The 16066-nt window shown below is 64.9% G+C and carries 15 protein-coding genes; 9 read left to right on the top strand and 6 right to left on the bottom strand.

Translation table 11 applies throughout. From position 1 onward, the window contains the following. Nucleotides 1–2: 2 nt before the first annotated feature. Entirely contained in the window at nt 3–800 is a 798-nt protein-coding gene (locus M2432_RS11360; RefSeq protein ID WP_280826905.1) for a GntR family transcriptional regulator, read from the bottom strand. 190 nt (nt 801–990) lie between these two features. Between M2432_RS11360 and M2432_RS11355 the strand changes: the two genes are divergently transcribed. Genes M2432_RS11355 through M2432_RS11345 form a run of 3 tightly spaced genes read left to right on the top strand, consistent with a single transcriptional unit; the run spans nt 991 to nt 4078 of the window. Next, entirely contained in the window at nt 991–2136 is a 1146-nt protein-coding gene (locus tag M2432_RS11355) for an acetyl-CoA C-acyltransferase (RefSeq protein ID WP_280826904.1), read from the top strand. Further along, nucleotides 2133–2933 carry an enoyl-CoA hydratase-related protein gene (locus tag M2432_RS11350; RefSeq protein WP_280826903.1) on the top strand — a complete coding sequence of 267 codons (801 nt, stop codon included), beginning with the start codon at nt 2133–2135 and terminating at the stop codon, nt 2931–2933. Before M2432_RS11355 ends, M2432_RS11350 begins: the two co-directional genes overlap by 4 nt. 2 nt (nt 2934–2935) lie before the next feature. Further along, nucleotides 2936–4078: an acyl-CoA dehydrogenase family protein gene (locus M2432_RS11345; protein ID WP_280826902.1), complete on the top strand. Its 1143-nt coding sequence runs from the start codon at nt 2936–2938 to the stop codon at nt 4076–4078. 131 nt (nt 4079–4209) lie between these two features. On the opposite strand, the gene M2432_RS11340 is transcribed toward M2432_RS11345, so the two are convergent. Then, complete coding sequence (locus M2432_RS11340) at nt 4210–4971, bottom strand: helix-turn-helix transcriptional regulator (protein ID WP_280826901.1); 762 nt, start codon at nt 4969–4971, stop codon at nt 4210–4212. A 118-nt stretch (nt 4972–5089) separates the two neighbouring features. Between M2432_RS11340 and M2432_RS11335 the strand changes: the two genes are divergently transcribed. After that, entirely contained in the window at nt 5090–6256 is a 1167-nt protein-coding gene (locus M2432_RS11335) for an FAD-dependent monooxygenase (protein WP_280826900.1), read from the top strand. 102 nt (nt 6257–6358) lie between these two features. On the opposite strand, the gene M2432_RS11330 is transcribed toward M2432_RS11335, so the two are convergent. After that, nucleotides 6359–7120 carry a fasciclin domain-containing protein gene (locus M2432_RS11330; RefSeq protein ID WP_280826899.1) on the bottom strand — a complete coding sequence of 254 codons (762 nt, stop codon included), beginning with the start codon at nt 7118–7120 and terminating at the stop codon, nt 6359–6361. Nucleotides 7121–7443: 323 nt separating this feature from the next. On the opposite strand from M2432_RS11330, the gene M2432_RS11325 reads away from it, so the two are divergent. After that, nucleotides 7444–7959, top strand: a complete 516-nt coding sequence (locus tag M2432_RS11325) for a gamma carbonic anhydrase family protein (RefSeq protein WP_280826898.1) — start codon at nt 7444–7446, stop codon at nt 7957–7959. A 48-nt stretch (nt 7960–8007) separates the two neighbouring features. On the opposite strand, the gene tet(V) is transcribed toward M2432_RS11325, so the two are convergent. After that, complete coding sequence (gene tet(V), locus M2432_RS11320; RefSeq protein ID WP_280826897.1) at nt 8008–9291, bottom strand: tetracycline efflux MFS transporter Tet(V); 1284 nt, start codon at nt 9289–9291, stop codon at nt 8008–8010. A gap of 87 nt (nt 9292–9378) precedes the next feature. Next, nucleotides 9379–10170: an enoyl-CoA hydratase gene (locus tag M2432_RS11315; RefSeq protein ID WP_280826896.1), complete on the bottom strand. Its 792-nt coding sequence runs from the start codon at nt 10168–10170 to the stop codon at nt 9379–9381. A gap of 118 nt (nt 10171–10288) precedes the next feature. Here M2432_RS11315 and M2432_RS11310 point away from each other — a divergent pair, with 118 nt between their 5' ends. Genes M2432_RS11310 through M2432_RS11300 form a run of 3 tightly spaced genes read left to right on the top strand, consistent with a single transcriptional unit; the run spans nt 10289 to nt 13212 of the window. After that, on the top strand, nt 10289–11389 hold the full coding sequence (locus M2432_RS11310; RefSeq protein WP_280826895.1) for a CaiB/BaiF CoA-transferase family protein: 1101 nt from the start codon (nt 10289–10291) through the stop codon (nt 11387–11389). Nucleotides 11390–11445: 56 nt separating this feature from the next. Further along, nucleotides 11446–12198 (top strand): 3-hydroxyacyl-CoA dehydrogenase, encoded by a 753-nt coding sequence (locus M2432_RS11305; protein WP_280826894.1) that lies wholly within the window; start codon nt 11446–11448, stop codon nt 12196–12198. A gap of 12 nt (nt 12199–12210) precedes the next feature. Continuing rightward, a complete protein-coding gene (locus M2432_RS11300) occupies nt 12211–13212 on the top strand; it encodes a nitronate monooxygenase family protein (RefSeq protein WP_280826893.1) in 1002 nt (333 codons plus the stop codon). A 198-nt stretch (nt 13213–13410) separates the two neighbouring features. On the opposite strand, the gene M2432_RS11295 is transcribed toward M2432_RS11300, so the two are convergent. Further along, nucleotides 13411–13533, bottom strand: coding sequence for a hypothetical protein (locus M2432_RS11295; RefSeq protein WP_280826892.1), 123 nt, complete (start codon nt 13531–13533; stop codon nt 13411–13413). Between the two features lie 241 nt (nt 13534–13774). Between M2432_RS11295 and M2432_RS11290 the strand changes: the two genes are divergently transcribed. Then, entirely contained in the window at nt 13775–16051 is a 2277-nt protein-coding gene (locus M2432_RS11290) for an MMPL family transporter (protein WP_280826891.1), read from the top strand. The last annotated feature ends 15 nt before the right edge of the window (nt 16052–16066 follow it).

Here is a 16066-nt window from a genome sequence, read left to right as displayed (position 1 = left end):
GCTCAGCGCATTACGTCGCGGACCTTGACGTTCTCCATGCCTTTGAACAACAGGCCATGTGCGACGTCGAGGTGTTTGCGCCAATGTGCTTCGGCGGCAGGGCCATTGCCGGATCGGATGAGTGCCATCAACCGCTTGTGGGAGCGCATCACGATGTCGTAGTCCGACCTGGACATCGGTCGGTTCTCCCGCATGGCGAATGCGGTGTGGCGGACGCTGATCTCCTGCAGCATGCCCGTGATGATGGTCAGCGTCGCGTTCCCGGACAGCTCGACCATGCGGCGGTGGAAATCGCCTGTGGTCTCGGCCATCCGTCCGGATGCGTACCCGGACGGGACGTGCTCAGCCAGCATCGCGTCGAGCTCGTCGAAGGCTTCGGTGTTGCCCGACTCGGCTAGCAGTCGCACCGCCATCGGCGCGATACCCGACCATGCGGTCATCACGTCGGCGATGGTTGCGCCGGATAGTTCGAGCAGCAGCCCGGCCGGGCGGGCCACGATCTCCGGACCGGGCACGCGCACCCGGGCGCCGGTGCGTGACCCGCGCCGCACCTCGACGAGGCGTTCGGATTCGAGCACCCGCACGGCTTCCCGCAATGTCGGCCGGCTGACGCCGAAGTGGGCCATCAACTCTGCCTCGTTCGGCAGGAAGTCGCCGTCCTTGAGTTGGCCGTCAACCACCATGCGGCGCAAGGTGCCGGCCACCAGTTCCGCAGTTTTGGGTGAACGGATGGGTCCGCCGGTGGCCGCGGGCACGGCGTGCGGGTCGATCATCGGCGACAAGGGCGGACTCTGCGCCATCTGGACCCTCCTCGGACCGCATACGCTGGCCATTTGTTATACAACTCAGTAAACCATGTGTGGGGCTGTTCTCGGTGCAAGGCGCGGCGGCCGACTCCCTACCAACCAGTAGGTTGACCTAGTAAACCTACTGATCTACGTTCACTGATAAGGCGACTCTGTGCCTAATCCATCGTCGAAGGAGAAGTCCATGGCTGAAGCTGTCATCGTCGAGGCGGTCAGGTCGCCGATCGGCAAACGCAACGGTGCGCTTTCGGGCGTGCACCCGTCGGAGTTGTCGGCTCAGGTACTCAACGCGCTGGTGCAGCGCGCAGGCGTCGACCCGGCGCTTGTCGAAGACGTGATCTGGGGCTGTGTCATGCAGGCCGGGGAGCAGGCGCTCGATATCGCCCGCACTGCGGTGCTGACCGCTGGCTGGCCCGAGACCGTCCCGGGTGTGACCGTGGACCGCCAGTGTGGTTCCAGCCAGCAGTCGGTGCACTTCGCGGCCGCCGGTGTGGTCGCCGGCCACTACGACGTCGTCGTCGCCGGTGGTGTGGAGTCGATGTCGCGCACCCCGATGGGATCGTCGCTGGCCAACGGTGGGCACCCCTACCCGGAGGCGTTCCGCGCCCGCTACGACCAGACCCCGAACCAGGGCGTCGGCGCTGAGATGATGGCCGAGAAGTGGAACCTGTCCCGCACCGAACTCGACGAGTTCTCCCTGCGGTCCCACGAAAAGGCGGCTGCTGCACAGGATTCGGGTGCATTCAAGGACCAGATCGCGGGGATCACCGACCAGGACGGCAACGCGGTGACTGAAGACGGCGGGATCCGCCGTGGCGGCTCCATCGAGGCTATGGCCGGCATCAAGCCCGCCTTCAAGGAGGACGGTGTGATCCACGCCGGCAACTCCTCGCAGATCTCCGATGGTTCGGCGGCACTGCTGTTCATGTCGGCGGAGAAGGCAAAAGAGTTGGGGCTCAATCCTCTTGCCCGCGTGCACACCGGCGTGCTTGCCGGTGCTGATCCGGTGATGATGCTGTCCGCTCCGATCCCGGCCACCCACAAGGCGCTGGCCAAGTCCGGCCTGAGCCTGGACGACATCGGTGTGTTCGAGGTCAACGAGGCGTTCGCGCCGGTTCCGATGGCCTGGCTCAAGGAGATCGGCGCCGACGAGAACAAGCTGAACCCGAACGGCGGCGCCATCGCCCTGGGCCACCCGCTGGGCGGCTCCGGTGCCCGCATCATGACCACGCTGCTTTACCACATGCGGGACAACGGAATCCGCTACGGCCTGCAGACCATGTGCGAGGGCGGCGGCCAGGCCAACGCGACCATCCTGGAGCTGTTGTGACCTCTGCAACCACCGAAATCGGCGCCCTCACCGAGCGCCGCGGCAACGTCCTGTTGATCACCATCAACCGGCCGGAGGCCCGCAACGCCGTCAACGCCGCCGTCAGCATTGGCGTCGGGGACGCCCTGCAGGCTGCCCAGGACGACCCGGAAATCCGGGCGATCGTACTGACCGGCTCCGGCGACAAGTCGTTCTGCGCGGGCGCAGATCTGAAGGCAATCTCCCGCGGCGAGAACCTGTTTCACCCCGATCACCCGGAGTGGGGTTTCGCCGGATACGTGCGGCACTTTGTCGACAAGCCGACCATCGCCGCGGTCAACGGCACGGCACTGGGCGGCGGCACTGAACTGGCCCTGGCCAGCGACCTGGTGATCGCCGAGGAGCGCGCGAAATTCGGTCTGCCAGAGGTGAAGCGGGGCTTGATCGCTGGTGCCGGCGGTGTCTTCCGCATCGTCGATCAACTGCCGCGCAAGGTGGCGCTGGAGATGCTGTTCACCGGCGAACCGATGAGCTCATCCGATGCGCTGCGCTGGGGCCTGATCAACCAGGTGGTGCCCGACGGGACCGTCGTTGATGCGGCGTTGGCTCTTGCTGGACGGATCACCGGCAACGCCCCGCTGGCCGTGCAGGCCAGCAAGCGGGTTGCCTACGGAGCGGTCGACAATGTGGTCGCCGCCGACGAGCCGTTCTGGAAGCAGACATTCGGCGAATTCTCGACCTTGCTGAAGACCGAGGACGCACAAGAGGGACCGCTGGCTTTCGCGCAGAAGCGTGAGCCTGTCTGGAAGGCGAGATAGTAATGAAGAGACTGGTTTTCGAGCCCGAACACGAGCAGCTTCGGGAAACGGCGCGGCAGTTCCTGGAGAAGGAATGTCTGCCCAACGTCGAGAAGTGGGAAGCCGCTCGGATCGTCGACCGTGAGGCATACGCCGCGGCCGGCAAGTACGGGCTGATCGGCTTCAACATGCCCGAGGAGTACGGCGGCGGCGGGGTCGACGACTTCCGGTTCAACGCCGTGATCGGCGAGGAGTTCGCCAAGTTCGGTTTGGCGTGCCCTGGCGTGACGCTGCAGAACGACATCGTCGGGCCATACTTCAAGAACCTGGCCACCGAGGAGCAATTGGCGCGCTGGATGCCCGGCTTCGCCAGTGGCGAGCTGATCGGCGCCATCGCCATGACCGAGCCGGGCGCGGGCAGCGACCTGGCGGGTATTCGCACCACTGCGGTGCGTGACGGTGACGACTGGATCATCAATGGCGCCAAGACGTTCATCTCCGCCGGCATCAACTCGGACCTGGTGGTCGTGGTCGCACGTACCGACCCGGAGGCGGGCCACAAGGGCTTCTCCTTGCTGGTCGTCGAGCGCGACATGGAGGGCTTCACCCGCGGTCGCAAGCTGGACAAGATGGGGCAGCACGCCGCTGACACGGCCGAGCTGAACTTCGAGAACGTCCGCGTTCCCAGCAGCAACCTGCTCGGCAGCGAAGGCAAGGGCTTCTACCATCTGATGGAAAACCTTCCCTCGGAACGTCTCTCGATCGCTATTGCCGGAATCGCCGGTGCCCGTGCGACATTCGACGAAACCTTGCAGTATGTGAAGGACCGCAAGGCTTTTGGTCAGCCGATCGGCAGCTTTCAGAACAGCCGGTTCGTGATGGCCGAGATGGACACCGAGCTCGAAATCGCCGAGCAGTATGTCGACCGCTGCCTGCGTGCGGTGGTCGACAACGAGCTGACCGCCGTCGAGGCCTCCAAGGCCAAGTGGTGGTGCACCGAGCTGGGTAAGAAGGTCATCGACCGGTGCCTGCAGCTGCACGGTGGCTACGGCTACATGAACGAGTACCGGGTGGCCAAGGACTACGTCGACGTCCGGATCCAGACCATCTACGGTGGCACCACCGAGATCATGAAGGAGATCATCGGCCGCGACTTGGGTCTCTAATCGGCACCGCCGATGTGGCCTCTAAGCGGCACCGCCGATGTGGTCTCTAATCGGCACCGCCGATGTGGTCTCTAATCGGCACCGCCGATGTGGCCTCTAAGCGATTTGGGCGTGTTCCGTAACGCTGAGCGTCACGGAACACGCCCAACCTGCGCGGTGCGGTGCACCAGCAATATCTGATTCGGGGTGTCGACGGCCGTCAACAACTCGAAGTCGAGTTTGAGATCGCCCAGGTCGTCATCGCGAAACGTCTTGGCCTTGCGGTCGGGTACCTGCATAGCCTGCCGCTCCCACATCTGGGTAAACACCGGACTTTGCGCCCCGACTTCGGCGATCAGTGCCGCGGTGGCCGGGTCGGCGTCCAATGCGGGGCCGAAGAGCCTGCGGATACTGCCGACGACGAACGTCGCGAATGCCTCCCAGTCCACCCAGCGTTGGCGCGACGCCGGGTCCAGGAAGAGCATCCGCAGAATGTTGTCGGAGATCCCGAATGGTTCAAAGATGTTCTGGGCCAATACATTAGCTGCGAGAACGTCGCTTCGGTGGTTCACGATGTAGGCCGGGCCGTAGGACCAGGACTGCATGACCAGCACCAGGAACTCGTTGGTTGGGCCTTCGGCGGGCACGGTCTTGGCCGGTGCGATCAAGCTGTGCAGATATCCGGTCTCGGCAGCCGACAGCTCCAGCGCGTCGGCCAGCGCGTCGAGCACTTGTGCTGACGGACTGCGTTCGCGGCCCTGCTCCAGTCTGGTGTAGTAGTCGGTGCTGATCGCTGCCCGTGCGGCGACCTCCTCCCGGCGTAGCCCCGGGGTTCGGCGACGCCGCTGGTTGGAGGTGGGATGCGCAGCCTCGCGGTGTGCGCGCAGAAACTCGCCCAACCTGTTGACCGACACACCGCAATGCTAGAGGCAGGGTGCGGCACTCCTAGGAAAATCCTGACCTGGTCGGCACCGGGCCATCGCACGAGGCTGGTGTCACAGCTCAAACGGGGCCGGGGAGAAGGTGAGAACAATGACCGGGTTGAACATCGCCGTCGCCGGAGCCGGTATCGGCGGGCTGACCGCAGCGATGGCTCTGCAACAGCACGGTGCCACCGTCACCGTGTACGAGAAGGCGCACGAGCTAAAGGAATTGGGCGCCGGCGTGGTCATCGGCGCGAACGCCGAGCGGGTGTACGACAGGCTCGGTCTGACGGACTCATTGGCAGCGATCGCCGGAAAGATCTCGGGCTGGACCATGCACACCTGGCAGGGCGAATCGCTGGATGGGTGGCGGGCTCCGTACCCGGCCGCGCGCACGTATCCATTGCATCGGGCGCAGTTCCAGAAGCTGCTGTTCGACGCGCTGCCGGCCGGCACCGTGCAACTGGGCAAGGGCTGCGTTGGCGCCGTCGAGGACGGCGACGGCGTACGGATCGACTTCGCCGACGGCTCGCACGCCCGCGCCGACCTGTTGGTCGGCGCCGACGGCATCCACTCGGTGATCCAAGGCCTGGTGGGCGTGAAGGCCGAACCGGTCAGCGAGGGGATCATGGCCTACCGCGGGCTGATCCCGACTGAGCGGCTGGACGGCATCTACGACATGCGCCGGATGTCGATGTGGGTCGGACCCGGCCAGAGCTTCCTGAGCTTCCCGGTCTCGGACGGTGCCTTGCTGAACCTGGTGGCCTTCGTCCCCACTGATCTGGATGTCGCGGAATCCTGGAGTGCGCCAGGCGATGTCGCGACGCTCGCCGCCGCCTACCAAGGCTGGGCTGACCCCGTGCAGCAGGTGATCGAGGCGATGGACCACACCTTCCGGTGGGGTATCTACGATCGCGAACCACTGTCCTCGTGGTCGACCGATCGAATCACCCTGCTGGGCGATTCCGCGCACGCAGTGACCCCGCACCTCGGCCAGGGCGCCAACCAGGCTGTCGAGGATGCGATCACGTTGGCAGTGCTGCTGGAGGACGCCGAGCCCGCGGACATCCCGGACCGTCTGCGGTACTACGACAAACTGCGTATCAGTCGGAACCGTCAGGTCCGCGACGGCGCCCGAATGGCAGGCAAGCTGTACCGGTCGAGCGACCTGGCTCCCGGGCCGCAGGTCGAACAGATCGTCGCCATCTTCGACGGTCTCGACCTGAACAACTACGACGCCGAACAGGTTGCCCGGCAAGCTCTGGCATCCCGGTAGTTGTCTGCCGGCACGAAACAGCGCCCCTGCCAAATGGCAGGGGCGCTGTTTCGTCGGCTCCGAATGCAACTCCAGTGCGACCGATTGGGCCGCGCCGGCAGATCAGTGTTGCGCGGTCGTCGTGGCCGGTGCGGCCGGTGTGGCCGGTGTGGCCGGGGCCTCGGCGGCGCTAGGAGCGGCCGACGTCGCGGCTGACGTCGTCGTAGCGCCTGAGGCGTCCGTCGCCGCGGTGGGAGTCACCGGGGTAGGTGCCTGCGACATGTCCAGCACGGTGTCGATGATGTAGATCCGGGCGTTGCTAGCCGCGATCGCGCCGCACACCAACTTGGCGGTGTCATTGACCTTGATGCCGTCGCCGTCGCCGGTCACCTTGATCTGGGTGCCCTGCTGGGTCGGACGCTGGCCCTTGACGGTGTCATTGCCCAGCACACCGAGGAACACGTGGTAGTAGTCGAAGCTGGTCAGCTCCGACGGATCGGCCTTGAGAGCGGCCAGCTTCGCCGGGTCCATGGCGTCGAACGCGGCATTGCTGGGTGCGAACACCACGTACGGACCGTTGTCCAGAACGCTGGTGACGTTCACCGCCGGGTTGAAACCACCCGAGATGGCAGCGTTGAAGGTGCTGATCGAGGGGATGCTGGCAATGGCAGTGCTCACCGGCTTGTTCGGCATCGCGGCCAGCGCACCGTCGGGCAGGCTCTTCTTCACCGCGTCGCAGCCGGGACCCTGCGGATCGGGCTGCTTGTTGGTCGGCGGCGGCTGCGGTGGCGGATCCGCGTATGCAGTCACTGCCAGCGGCAGCGACGCGGTCATCGCGGTGATAGCAACGGTTACACCAAGAAAACGGCTGGTGCGAGTCTTCAAGTTCGGCTCCTCAGCTTCCTCATGGGGCGCTCGCGATCCAATGGGGTACATGCCTGCAGGGTGCGGCGCCCGTCGCATAGTAAAGGTTTTCCGTGGTAAACGGCAAAACTAACCGCCGGTTGAAGCGTCGATTCAGTTGGCGCTGACCTGCGTCTTTGGTTGCCAGGAAACGCAGCTGCGCGCCGACCGCGTCGAGCCTCGCCGTTAGCTGAATTGCCAGGCCGTTGTCGCCCCGCGGATGGCGGGTGTGCAGCCGGGCGCACGGGCATCGGGCCGTGGTAGCTCCGGCAGCACTACCGAAGGTGTGCCATACGATTGCCCGCATGTCTGAGCCGTTGATCCGTCCTATCCAGGGCGTCGCGCCCCAATTGCACGACGAATCATGGGTCGCGCCGAACGCGGCGCTGCTCGGACAGGTGACGCTGGCCGCGCGGGCCAGTGTGTGGTACGGCGCCACGCTGCGTGCCGAATTCGAGCCCATCGTGATCGGTGAGGGCTCCAACATCCAGGACGGCTGCACCATTCACGTCGACCCTGGCTTTCCGGCCACGATCGGAGCGGGGGTCACCGTCGGACACAACGCCGTGCTGCATGGCTGTACCGTGGAGGACGGCTGCTTGATCGGGATGGGCGCAGTTGTACTGAACGGTGCCCAGATCGGCGAGGGTTCGCTGGTGGCGGCGGGAACCGTTGTGCCACAAGGATTTGTGGTGCCGCCGCGGTCTTTGATCGCGGGTGTCCCGGGCAAGGTTCGGCGGGAGTTGACCGAAGACGAGATCCACCACAACAAGGTCAACGCTCAGGTCTACGAGCACCTACTCACCCTGCACCGTTCGTAGCGATTGGTGCACGAAAATCCGCGCTCAGCGTGGAAAATCGTGCACAAATCACAGCGGGTGGGCCAGTTCGTCGCGGTGCATCCGGGCCGCGGTGTACGCGATCGCAGTCAGTACCGCTGGGACCAGGCCGGACACCAGGAAAATCCATTGCATGGGAACGATTTTCGACAGCGGTCCAACGATCGCGTAGGACACCGGTAAGAACACCAACGAGACGAAGAAGTCCAGGCTGGCCACCCGGCCTAACATCTCGGTCGGCACACGCCGCTGCAACAAGGTTCCCCAGATCACCATGCTGGCACCGTCACCGATACCGACGCAGAACGCGGCGGCCAGCATGAGCGGAAACGACGAGGTGCTGCCGACCACGATCAGCGGTAGCGCCCCCAGGCCCCAGATAGTCATCATCGCGGTCAGATAGCGTCGTGGCATCTGGGCGTAGGAAACCGACAGTGCGCCAACGGCGCTGCCGATTCCGAAGCCGGCCATGATGAATCCGTAAGCCCGAGGCCCGTCGGAGAAGCGCCTTTCGGCGATGAACGGCACCAGCACCTCGATAGGCCCCAGCACCACCAGCACGTAAACACTGGCGACCAGCAGCGTCCACAGCAGCCACGGGGTGCGGGTCATGAACGAAAAGCCATCGCGCATGTCATGCAGAACGTGCTTGCGCTCAGTGGGTTCGGTGTCAGTCTTGGTGGCCGCGGGCCTGGTTGCCACAAGAAGGACCAGCCCCACGGCGAAAAGCGTTGCAACGGTTGCCTCGCCGACTGTGGGGAAGGTCAGGCCGACCAGTACACCGGCGACGGCGGGACCGATCGCCTGCTGGAACACCGGACGCACGACACCTTCAATGCCGTTGGCGGCCAACAATTGTTCGACCGGCAACAACCGCGGCAGCAATGCGCTGTACGCGGGGAAGAAGAATGCCGTCGCGATGCCGAGACATGTCGCGGCCACCGCCATGTGCCAAATACGAAGTGCCCCAATGTGACCAAGGGCAGCGACTGCCGACACCGTGACGAAGTTGACCGCCTCGACGGCGATGATGATGTTGCGCCGGTTGAGTCGGTCGGCCGCGATGCCGCCAACCAGGACGAAGCACACCAGGCCGGCGCCCATGCAGGTCGCCACCAGCGAGAGTGCGGTCGGGTCGTTGTCCAGCGCGATAACCTGCAGCGCTGCCACGACCGTCCACATGCCTTCGGCGAAGATCGACAGCGACACCGCTGCGATGAGCAGGCGGTACTCACGGAAACGTAAGGGTGCGAGCACCCGCCAGCGGTCGGCGTTCCGCTGTTCGGGCGTCGCTACGTCGAACGGGGAACTCACGGGACCATCGTCCCGCGCCCGTCAACCGATTTGTGCACGATTTCCGGCGCTCACCGCCCGAAATCGTGCACAAATCGCAAAGGGGAACTAGACGTCGGAGAAGACGGGCGGGCGGCGCTGCTGGAACGCTGCGATGCCCTCGCGCAGGTCATGCGCGTTCAAAAGCTGGATCTGTCCGGCACTTTCGCGGGCGAACGCATTGTTCAGCTCGGTCAGGGTCGCGTCATTGATGGCCTGCTTGGTCCTGCGCAAGGCTGCGGCCGGGCCAGAGGTAAGGATCCCGATCACGCGGTCCACCTCGGCGTCGAGTTCGTCGGCGGCGTGCACCGAGCTCACCAGTCCGGCCGCGAAGGCCTCGCGGGCCGGCAGCCTCTCGGCCAGCAGTGCCATGCGCATGGCCCGGGCCCGGCCGATGGATGCCGCGACCAGTGCCGACGCACCGCCGTCGGGCATCAGGCCGATCTTGGTGAATGCCAGCAGGAGGTAGGACTGCTCCGACGCCAGCACGATGTCGCAGGCCAGTGCCAGGGACACCCCGACACCGGCCGCCGCACCGTGGACCACCGCGATCGCAGGCTTGGGCAGGTTGACGATCGCGGAGACTGCACGGTTGGCCGCGTTCAAAACCCCTGCGGCGTCATGGGTTTTGGCCCCCTGGTCGCTGGCGCTCAGGCCGGCGCCCGAACTGAAACCGCGGCCGGCGCCACCCAGGCGGACCACCTTGACTGCCGGGTCTGTCGCTGCCTGGGTCACCGCGTCGGCGATGCCCTCGAGCATCTCCTGGGTGAGCGAGTTCAGCGTGTCCGGTCGGTTGAGCGTCACCGACAACACGCCACCGTCGAGGGAAACGGCGAGGTCGGCAGTTCCGGTATAGGTCATTCAGCACCCCAGTTTCAGGCGGGCAACGGACCCGCAGTAGACGGACTTCGTTATACAAGTAAGCTATGTCGCGGTCAACAGACCTAGCGTCAACCTATCTACCAAGAGGTGCGTATCGATGGCCGGACCATTACAGGGACTGCGTGTTGTCGAGCTGGCCGGCATCGGCCCGGGTCCACACGCGGCAATGATTCTCGGCGATCTGGGCGCCGACGTCGTACGAGTAGAACGGCCGAACAAGGCTGCCAATCCGACGCCCAGCGGCGACACCATGCTGCGAAACCGCCGGTCGGTGGCCGCGGACATGAAGAGCGAAGAGGGCCGCAAACTGGTGCTCACGCTGATCTCCAAGGCCGACGTGCTGATCGAGGGCTTCCGGCCCGGTGTCACCGAGCGTCTGGGCCTGGGTCCCGAGGACTGTGCCAAGGTCAACGACAAGCTGATCTACGCCCGGATGACCGGGTGGGGCCAGACCGGTCCGCGCGCGCTTCAGGCCGGCCACGACATCAACTACATCTCGCTGAACGGCGTACTGCATGCGGTCGGCCGCAAGGGCGAGCGCCCCGTCCCGCCGCTGAACCTGGCGGGTGACTTCGGCGGTGGTTCGATGTTCCTGCTGGTCGGCATTCTGTCCGCGCTGTACGAGCGGCAGGCCTCGGGTAAGGGGCAGGTGATCGACGCCGCGATGGTCGACGGCGCCAGCGTGCTGATGCAGATGATGTGGGGCTTCCGTCGCCAGGGCATGTGGAGCGATGAGCGGGGCGTCAACATGCTCGACACGGGCGCGCCCTACTACGACACCTACGAAACCTCTGACGGCAAGTACATGGCGATCGGGGCCATCGAGCCGCAGTTCTATGCCGAGTTGCTGGCCAAGCTGGGTCTTGACCCGGCCACGCTCCCCGCTCAGAACGACATGGCCCGCTGGCCCGAACTGCGCGAGGCTTTCACCAAGGCCTTCGTCGCCCAGACCCGCGAGCACTGGACACAGGTGTTCACCGGCTCGGATGCGTGTGCGACCCCGGTGCTGAGCTTTGCCGAGGTGGAATCCGAGCCGCACATCACCGAGCGCGATACCTTCTTCCGATTCGCCGCCGGCGACGGCGACAACCTCGAGCCCATGCCGGCGCCGCGGTTCTCCCGCAGCGTGCCATCTACACCGACGCCCCCCGGAGTGCCCGGAGCCGACACCGAGTCGATCCTCCGCGACTGGGCCTGAGCCCAGACGCGAAGAGGAAGACAGCAGTTTTTCGTTTCAACAGAAGGGATTTCGCAGTGCAGATCAAAGATTCCGTAGCCGTCGTCACCGGTGGCGCGTCGGGCCTGGGCCTGGCCACCACCAAGCGGCTGCTGGACGCCGGCGCCAGCGTCGTGGTCATTGACCTCAAGGGTGAGGAGGTCGTGGCAGAGCTGGGTGAGCGGGCCAAGTTCGTCGGCACCGATGTCACCGACGAAGAGGGTGTGGCCGAGGCCCTCGATGCTGCTGAGGCGATGGGTCCGCTGCGGATCAACGTCAACTGCGCAGGCATCGGCAACGCCATCAAGACCCTCGGCAAGGACGGCGTCTTCCCGCTGGCCGGCTTCCGCAAGGTCGTCGAGGTCAACCTGATCGGCACGTTCAACGTGATCCGGCTGAGTGCCGAGCGTATGGCCAAGACCGAACCCATCGGCGAAGAGCGCGGCGTCATCGTCAACACCGCGTCGGTGGCAGCGTTCGATGGTCAGATCGGCCAGGCCGCGTACTCCGCGTCCAAGGGTGGCGTGGTCGGCATGACGCTGCCGATCGCTCGTGACCTGTCCCGTGAGCTGATCCGCGTGTGCACCATCGCCCCGGGCCTGTTCAAGACCCCGCTGCTGGGCTCGCTGCCCGAGGCCGCACAGCAGTCGCTGGGACAGCAAGTTCCGCATCCGGCCCGCCTGGGTGATCCGGACGAGTACGGTGCACTGGCGCAGCACATCATCGAGAACCCGATGCTCAACGGTGAGGTCATCCGCCTGGATGGTGCGATCCGTATGGCCCCGCGGTAGACAAGGATAAACATGGCATTGAAGACGAAGTTCACCGAGGCTTTCGGTGTCGAGCACCCGATCGCCCAGGGCGGTATGCAGTGGGTCGGGCGCGCGGAATTGGTTGCAGCCGTTGCCAATGCGGGCGGGCTGGGCTTCATCACTGCGCTGACCCAACCGACCCCGGCCGATCTGGCCAACGAGATCGCCAAGACGCGCGATCTGACCGACAAGCCGTTCGGCGTGAACCTGACCATCCTGCCGGCGATCAACCCGCCGCCATATGACGAGTACCGCCAGGTGATCGTCGACGCTGGCATCAAGATCGTCGAGACCGCGGGCTCCAACCCGGCACCGCACCTGCCGATGTTCCACGACAACGGCATCAAGGTGCTGCACAAGTGCACCTCGGTGCGCCACGCGGTCAAGGCGCAGAGCCTCGGTGTGGACGGCATCAGCATCGACGGCTTCGAGTGCGCCGGGCACCCGGGTGAGGACGACGTCCCGGGCCTGGTGCTGATTCCTGCCGCGGCCAAGGAAATCGAGATCCCGATGATCGCCTCGGGCGGCTTCGGCGACGCGCGTGGTCTGGTCGCGGCGTTGGCCCTCGGTGCTGACGGCATCAACATGGGCACCCGGTTCATGTGCACCGTCGAGTCCTGCATCCACCAGAACGTCAAGGAGGCCATCGTGGCCACCGACGAGCGGGGCACCGAGCTGATCTTCCGCAGCCTGCACAACACCGCTCGCGTGGCCAGCAACGCGGTCTCACGTGAGGTCGTGGAGATCCTCAAGAAGGGCGGCCAGTTCGAGGACGTCAAGGATCTGGTGGCTGGTGTTCGCGGTCGCCGGGTGTTCGACGAGGGCGACCTGGATGCGGGTATCTGGACCGCGGGCACCGTGATGGGCCTGATCCACGACATCCCGACCTGTGACGAGCTGATCTCGCGGATCGTCGGTGAGGCCGAGGAGATCATTACCGGACGGCTGGCCGGCATGGTCGGTGCGGGTGAGGTCGACCTGGTCAACGCCTAGATGGCCAGGCGTCGTTCCGCGACCCGGAATGCGACGCGATAAGCACGACAAAGCCGCTGACCGTGATGGTCAGCGGCTTTGTTTTCTTGGCCGTGTTTCTTGATTCAAGTTCACGGGGTGCTTGGTTGCTTGGGCAGGCTGTCCAAGCAACCATCGGCTCGTCAGGTCAGTCGACCCGTGCGGGTTATCCGCGCGAAATCAGACAGCCTGGGCGAGGTCCGGGAACTGCTCGGAGGTATCACCCTCGATCAGGACGTCCCCGTGGTAGAGGGCGTCGAAATCAACTTTGATGACATCGGCACTGGTGTCGTCGATCCACATGTCAATGAGGCTATTGGTCACGACTAAGGATTTCGTGAGTCACGGTTCGGAAAATGATGGCAATTATTACTCCCGGGTAGGGTCCGACGGCACATCGGTTCACGGGGGTGGTCTGGAACACCTGTTTGCAGGTGATTGAACCCTGGTCAACCGTGTTTCGTGACTAGAGGCACAGTAAGGTGGGGTGACCGACTCATCGTCGATAACTCATGTGCGTTTTCGAACTGAAGCGGGGTAATCGATGCTGAAGCGCGTCGCATTGCTGGCCATCGCAGCACCACGTCGCATCCTGGCATTCACGGTGCTGATCGCGATTGCTGCCGCGATCTTCGGCGTTCCGGTGGCCAAGAGCCTGTCATCCGGCGGGTTCCAGAACCCGAACGCCGAATCGTCGCAGGCCACTCGGTTGCTCACCGATAAGTTCCACCAGGGCGACATGCAGTTGTTGGTCACAGTGACCTCGACGAACCCCGGCCTCGGCATACACAGTCCGGAGGCCACCGCGGCGGCGACCCAGATCGTGGACCGACTCAAGGCCTCGCCGCACATTGCCAATGTGGTCTCGGCCTGGACGGTGCCGCCGGCCGCCGCGGGTGAACTGATCAGCAAAGACGGTACGTCGGGTCTGATCGTCGCCGGCGTCAACGGTGGCGAGAACAACGCCCAGAAATACGCCAAGGCGCTGGTTGACGAGTTGGTCTACGACCGGCCTGGCGTCACCGTCAAAGCCGGTGGCATGGCCATGGTCTACGCACAGATCAACCACCAGACCGAACGCGACCTGCTGTTGATGGAGTCCATCGCGATACCGCTCAGCTTTCTGGTGCTGGTGTGGGTGTTCGGCGGGTTGGTTGCAGCGGCGCTACCGATCGCAGTGGGCGGGCTGGCGATCGTGGGCACCATGGCTGTGTTGCGGCTCATCACCTTCGCCACCGACGTCTCGATTTTCGCGCTGAACCTCGCCACCGCGCTGGGCCTGGCGCTGGCGATCGACTACACCCTGTTGATCATCAGCCGGTACCGCGACGAACTCGCGGGCGGCGCGGCCAGGGACCAAGCGCTGGTGCGCACCATGGTCACCGCCGGACGCACAGTGCTGTTCTCCGCTACGACGGTCGCTCTGTCGATGGTCGCGATGCTGATCTTCCCGATGTACTTCCTCAAATCGTTCGCCTACGCCGGTGTCGCGACGGTCTCCTTTGCCGCGGCAGCTGCCGTGTTCGTCACTCCCGCCGCCATGTGGTTGTTGGGAGACCGACTGGACGCACTCTCGGTGCGACGCAATCGAAGTCGTGTACCTGCCGCCAAGCCGGTCGAGCACATGTTCTGGTACCGCTCGACCAAAGTGGTCATGCGGCACGCCGTGCCAGTGGCCTTGGCGGTCGTGGTCTTCCTACTGGTGCTGGGCGCGCCGTTCCTCGGCGTGAAGTGGGGTTTCCCCGACGACCGGGTGCTGCCGAAATCGGCGTCGTCACACCAAGTGGGGGACCAGCTGCGCTCAGATTTCGTCAACAACTCAGCCACCAACATCAACGCGGTCATCCCGGACGCGGCCGGGGTGACGCCCGCCCAGTTTGATCGTTATGCCACTGACCTGTCCCGTCTGCGTGATGTCACGTCGGTCAGCGCGCCGAGCGGCACCTACGTCGGCGGCAAGCAGGTCGGCCCGCCGGGTGGCGGGACCGCGGTCACTGACGGCAGCGCCTTCCTCACCGTCGGCAGCAGCGCGCCGCTGTTCTCGGCGCGTTCGGACGATCAGCTGGCCGCGGTGCGCGGTGTCGCTGGACCGGACGGACGGGCCGTGCAGCTGGCCGGTATCGCGCCGATCAACAACGACAGCGTGCGGGACATCACCGACCGGCTGCCGTGGGTACTTGCTGTTATTGCCTTCATTACCTTCTGGCTGTTGTTCCTGCTTACCGGTAGTGTCGTACTTCCGTTGAAAGCCCTTGTGCTGAACGTACTTTCATTGACAGCGGCGTTCGGTGCGCTGGTCTGGATATTCCAGGACGGCCATCTGCACGCGTTCGGCACCACCGCCACCGGAACGCTGGTGGCCAACATGCCGGTGTTGTTGTTCTGCATAGCTTTTGGCCTGGCGATGGATTACGAGGTGTTTCTGGTCGCCCGGATCCGCGAGTTCTGGCTGGCTGCCCGGGCTGCGGATCCCGATGCGCCGCAAGGGGAAGTCAACGACGAGAGTGTGGCACTGGGGCTGGCCCGAACCGGCCGGGTGATCACCGCCGCCGCGTTGGTGATGTCGATATCGTTTGCCGCGCTTATCGCATCGCAGGTCGCATTCATGCGGATGTTCGGTGTCGGTCTGACGATGGCGGTCCTGGTGGACGCGACCCTGGTGCGGATGCTGCTGGTGCCGGCGTTCATGCACCTGATGGGCCGATGGAGCTGGTGGGCTCCGGCGCCGTTGGCCAGGTTGCACGAGCGGATCAGGGTCAGCGAATCGCATGAAGCTACCGCGCCGGTGCTGGACCGGCCCGCAGAGGTGCGGTCCGAATGAGCAATAGCCTGACCA

This window comes from Mycobacterium sp. OTB74 (assembly GCF_029892685.1).
Taxonomy (GTDB): Bacteria; Actinomycetota; Actinomycetes; order Mycobacteriales; family Mycobacteriaceae; genus Mycobacterium.
The sequence above is the reverse complement of the archived record's forward strand: the minus strand, read 5'-3'. Positions and strand labels throughout refer to the sequence as shown.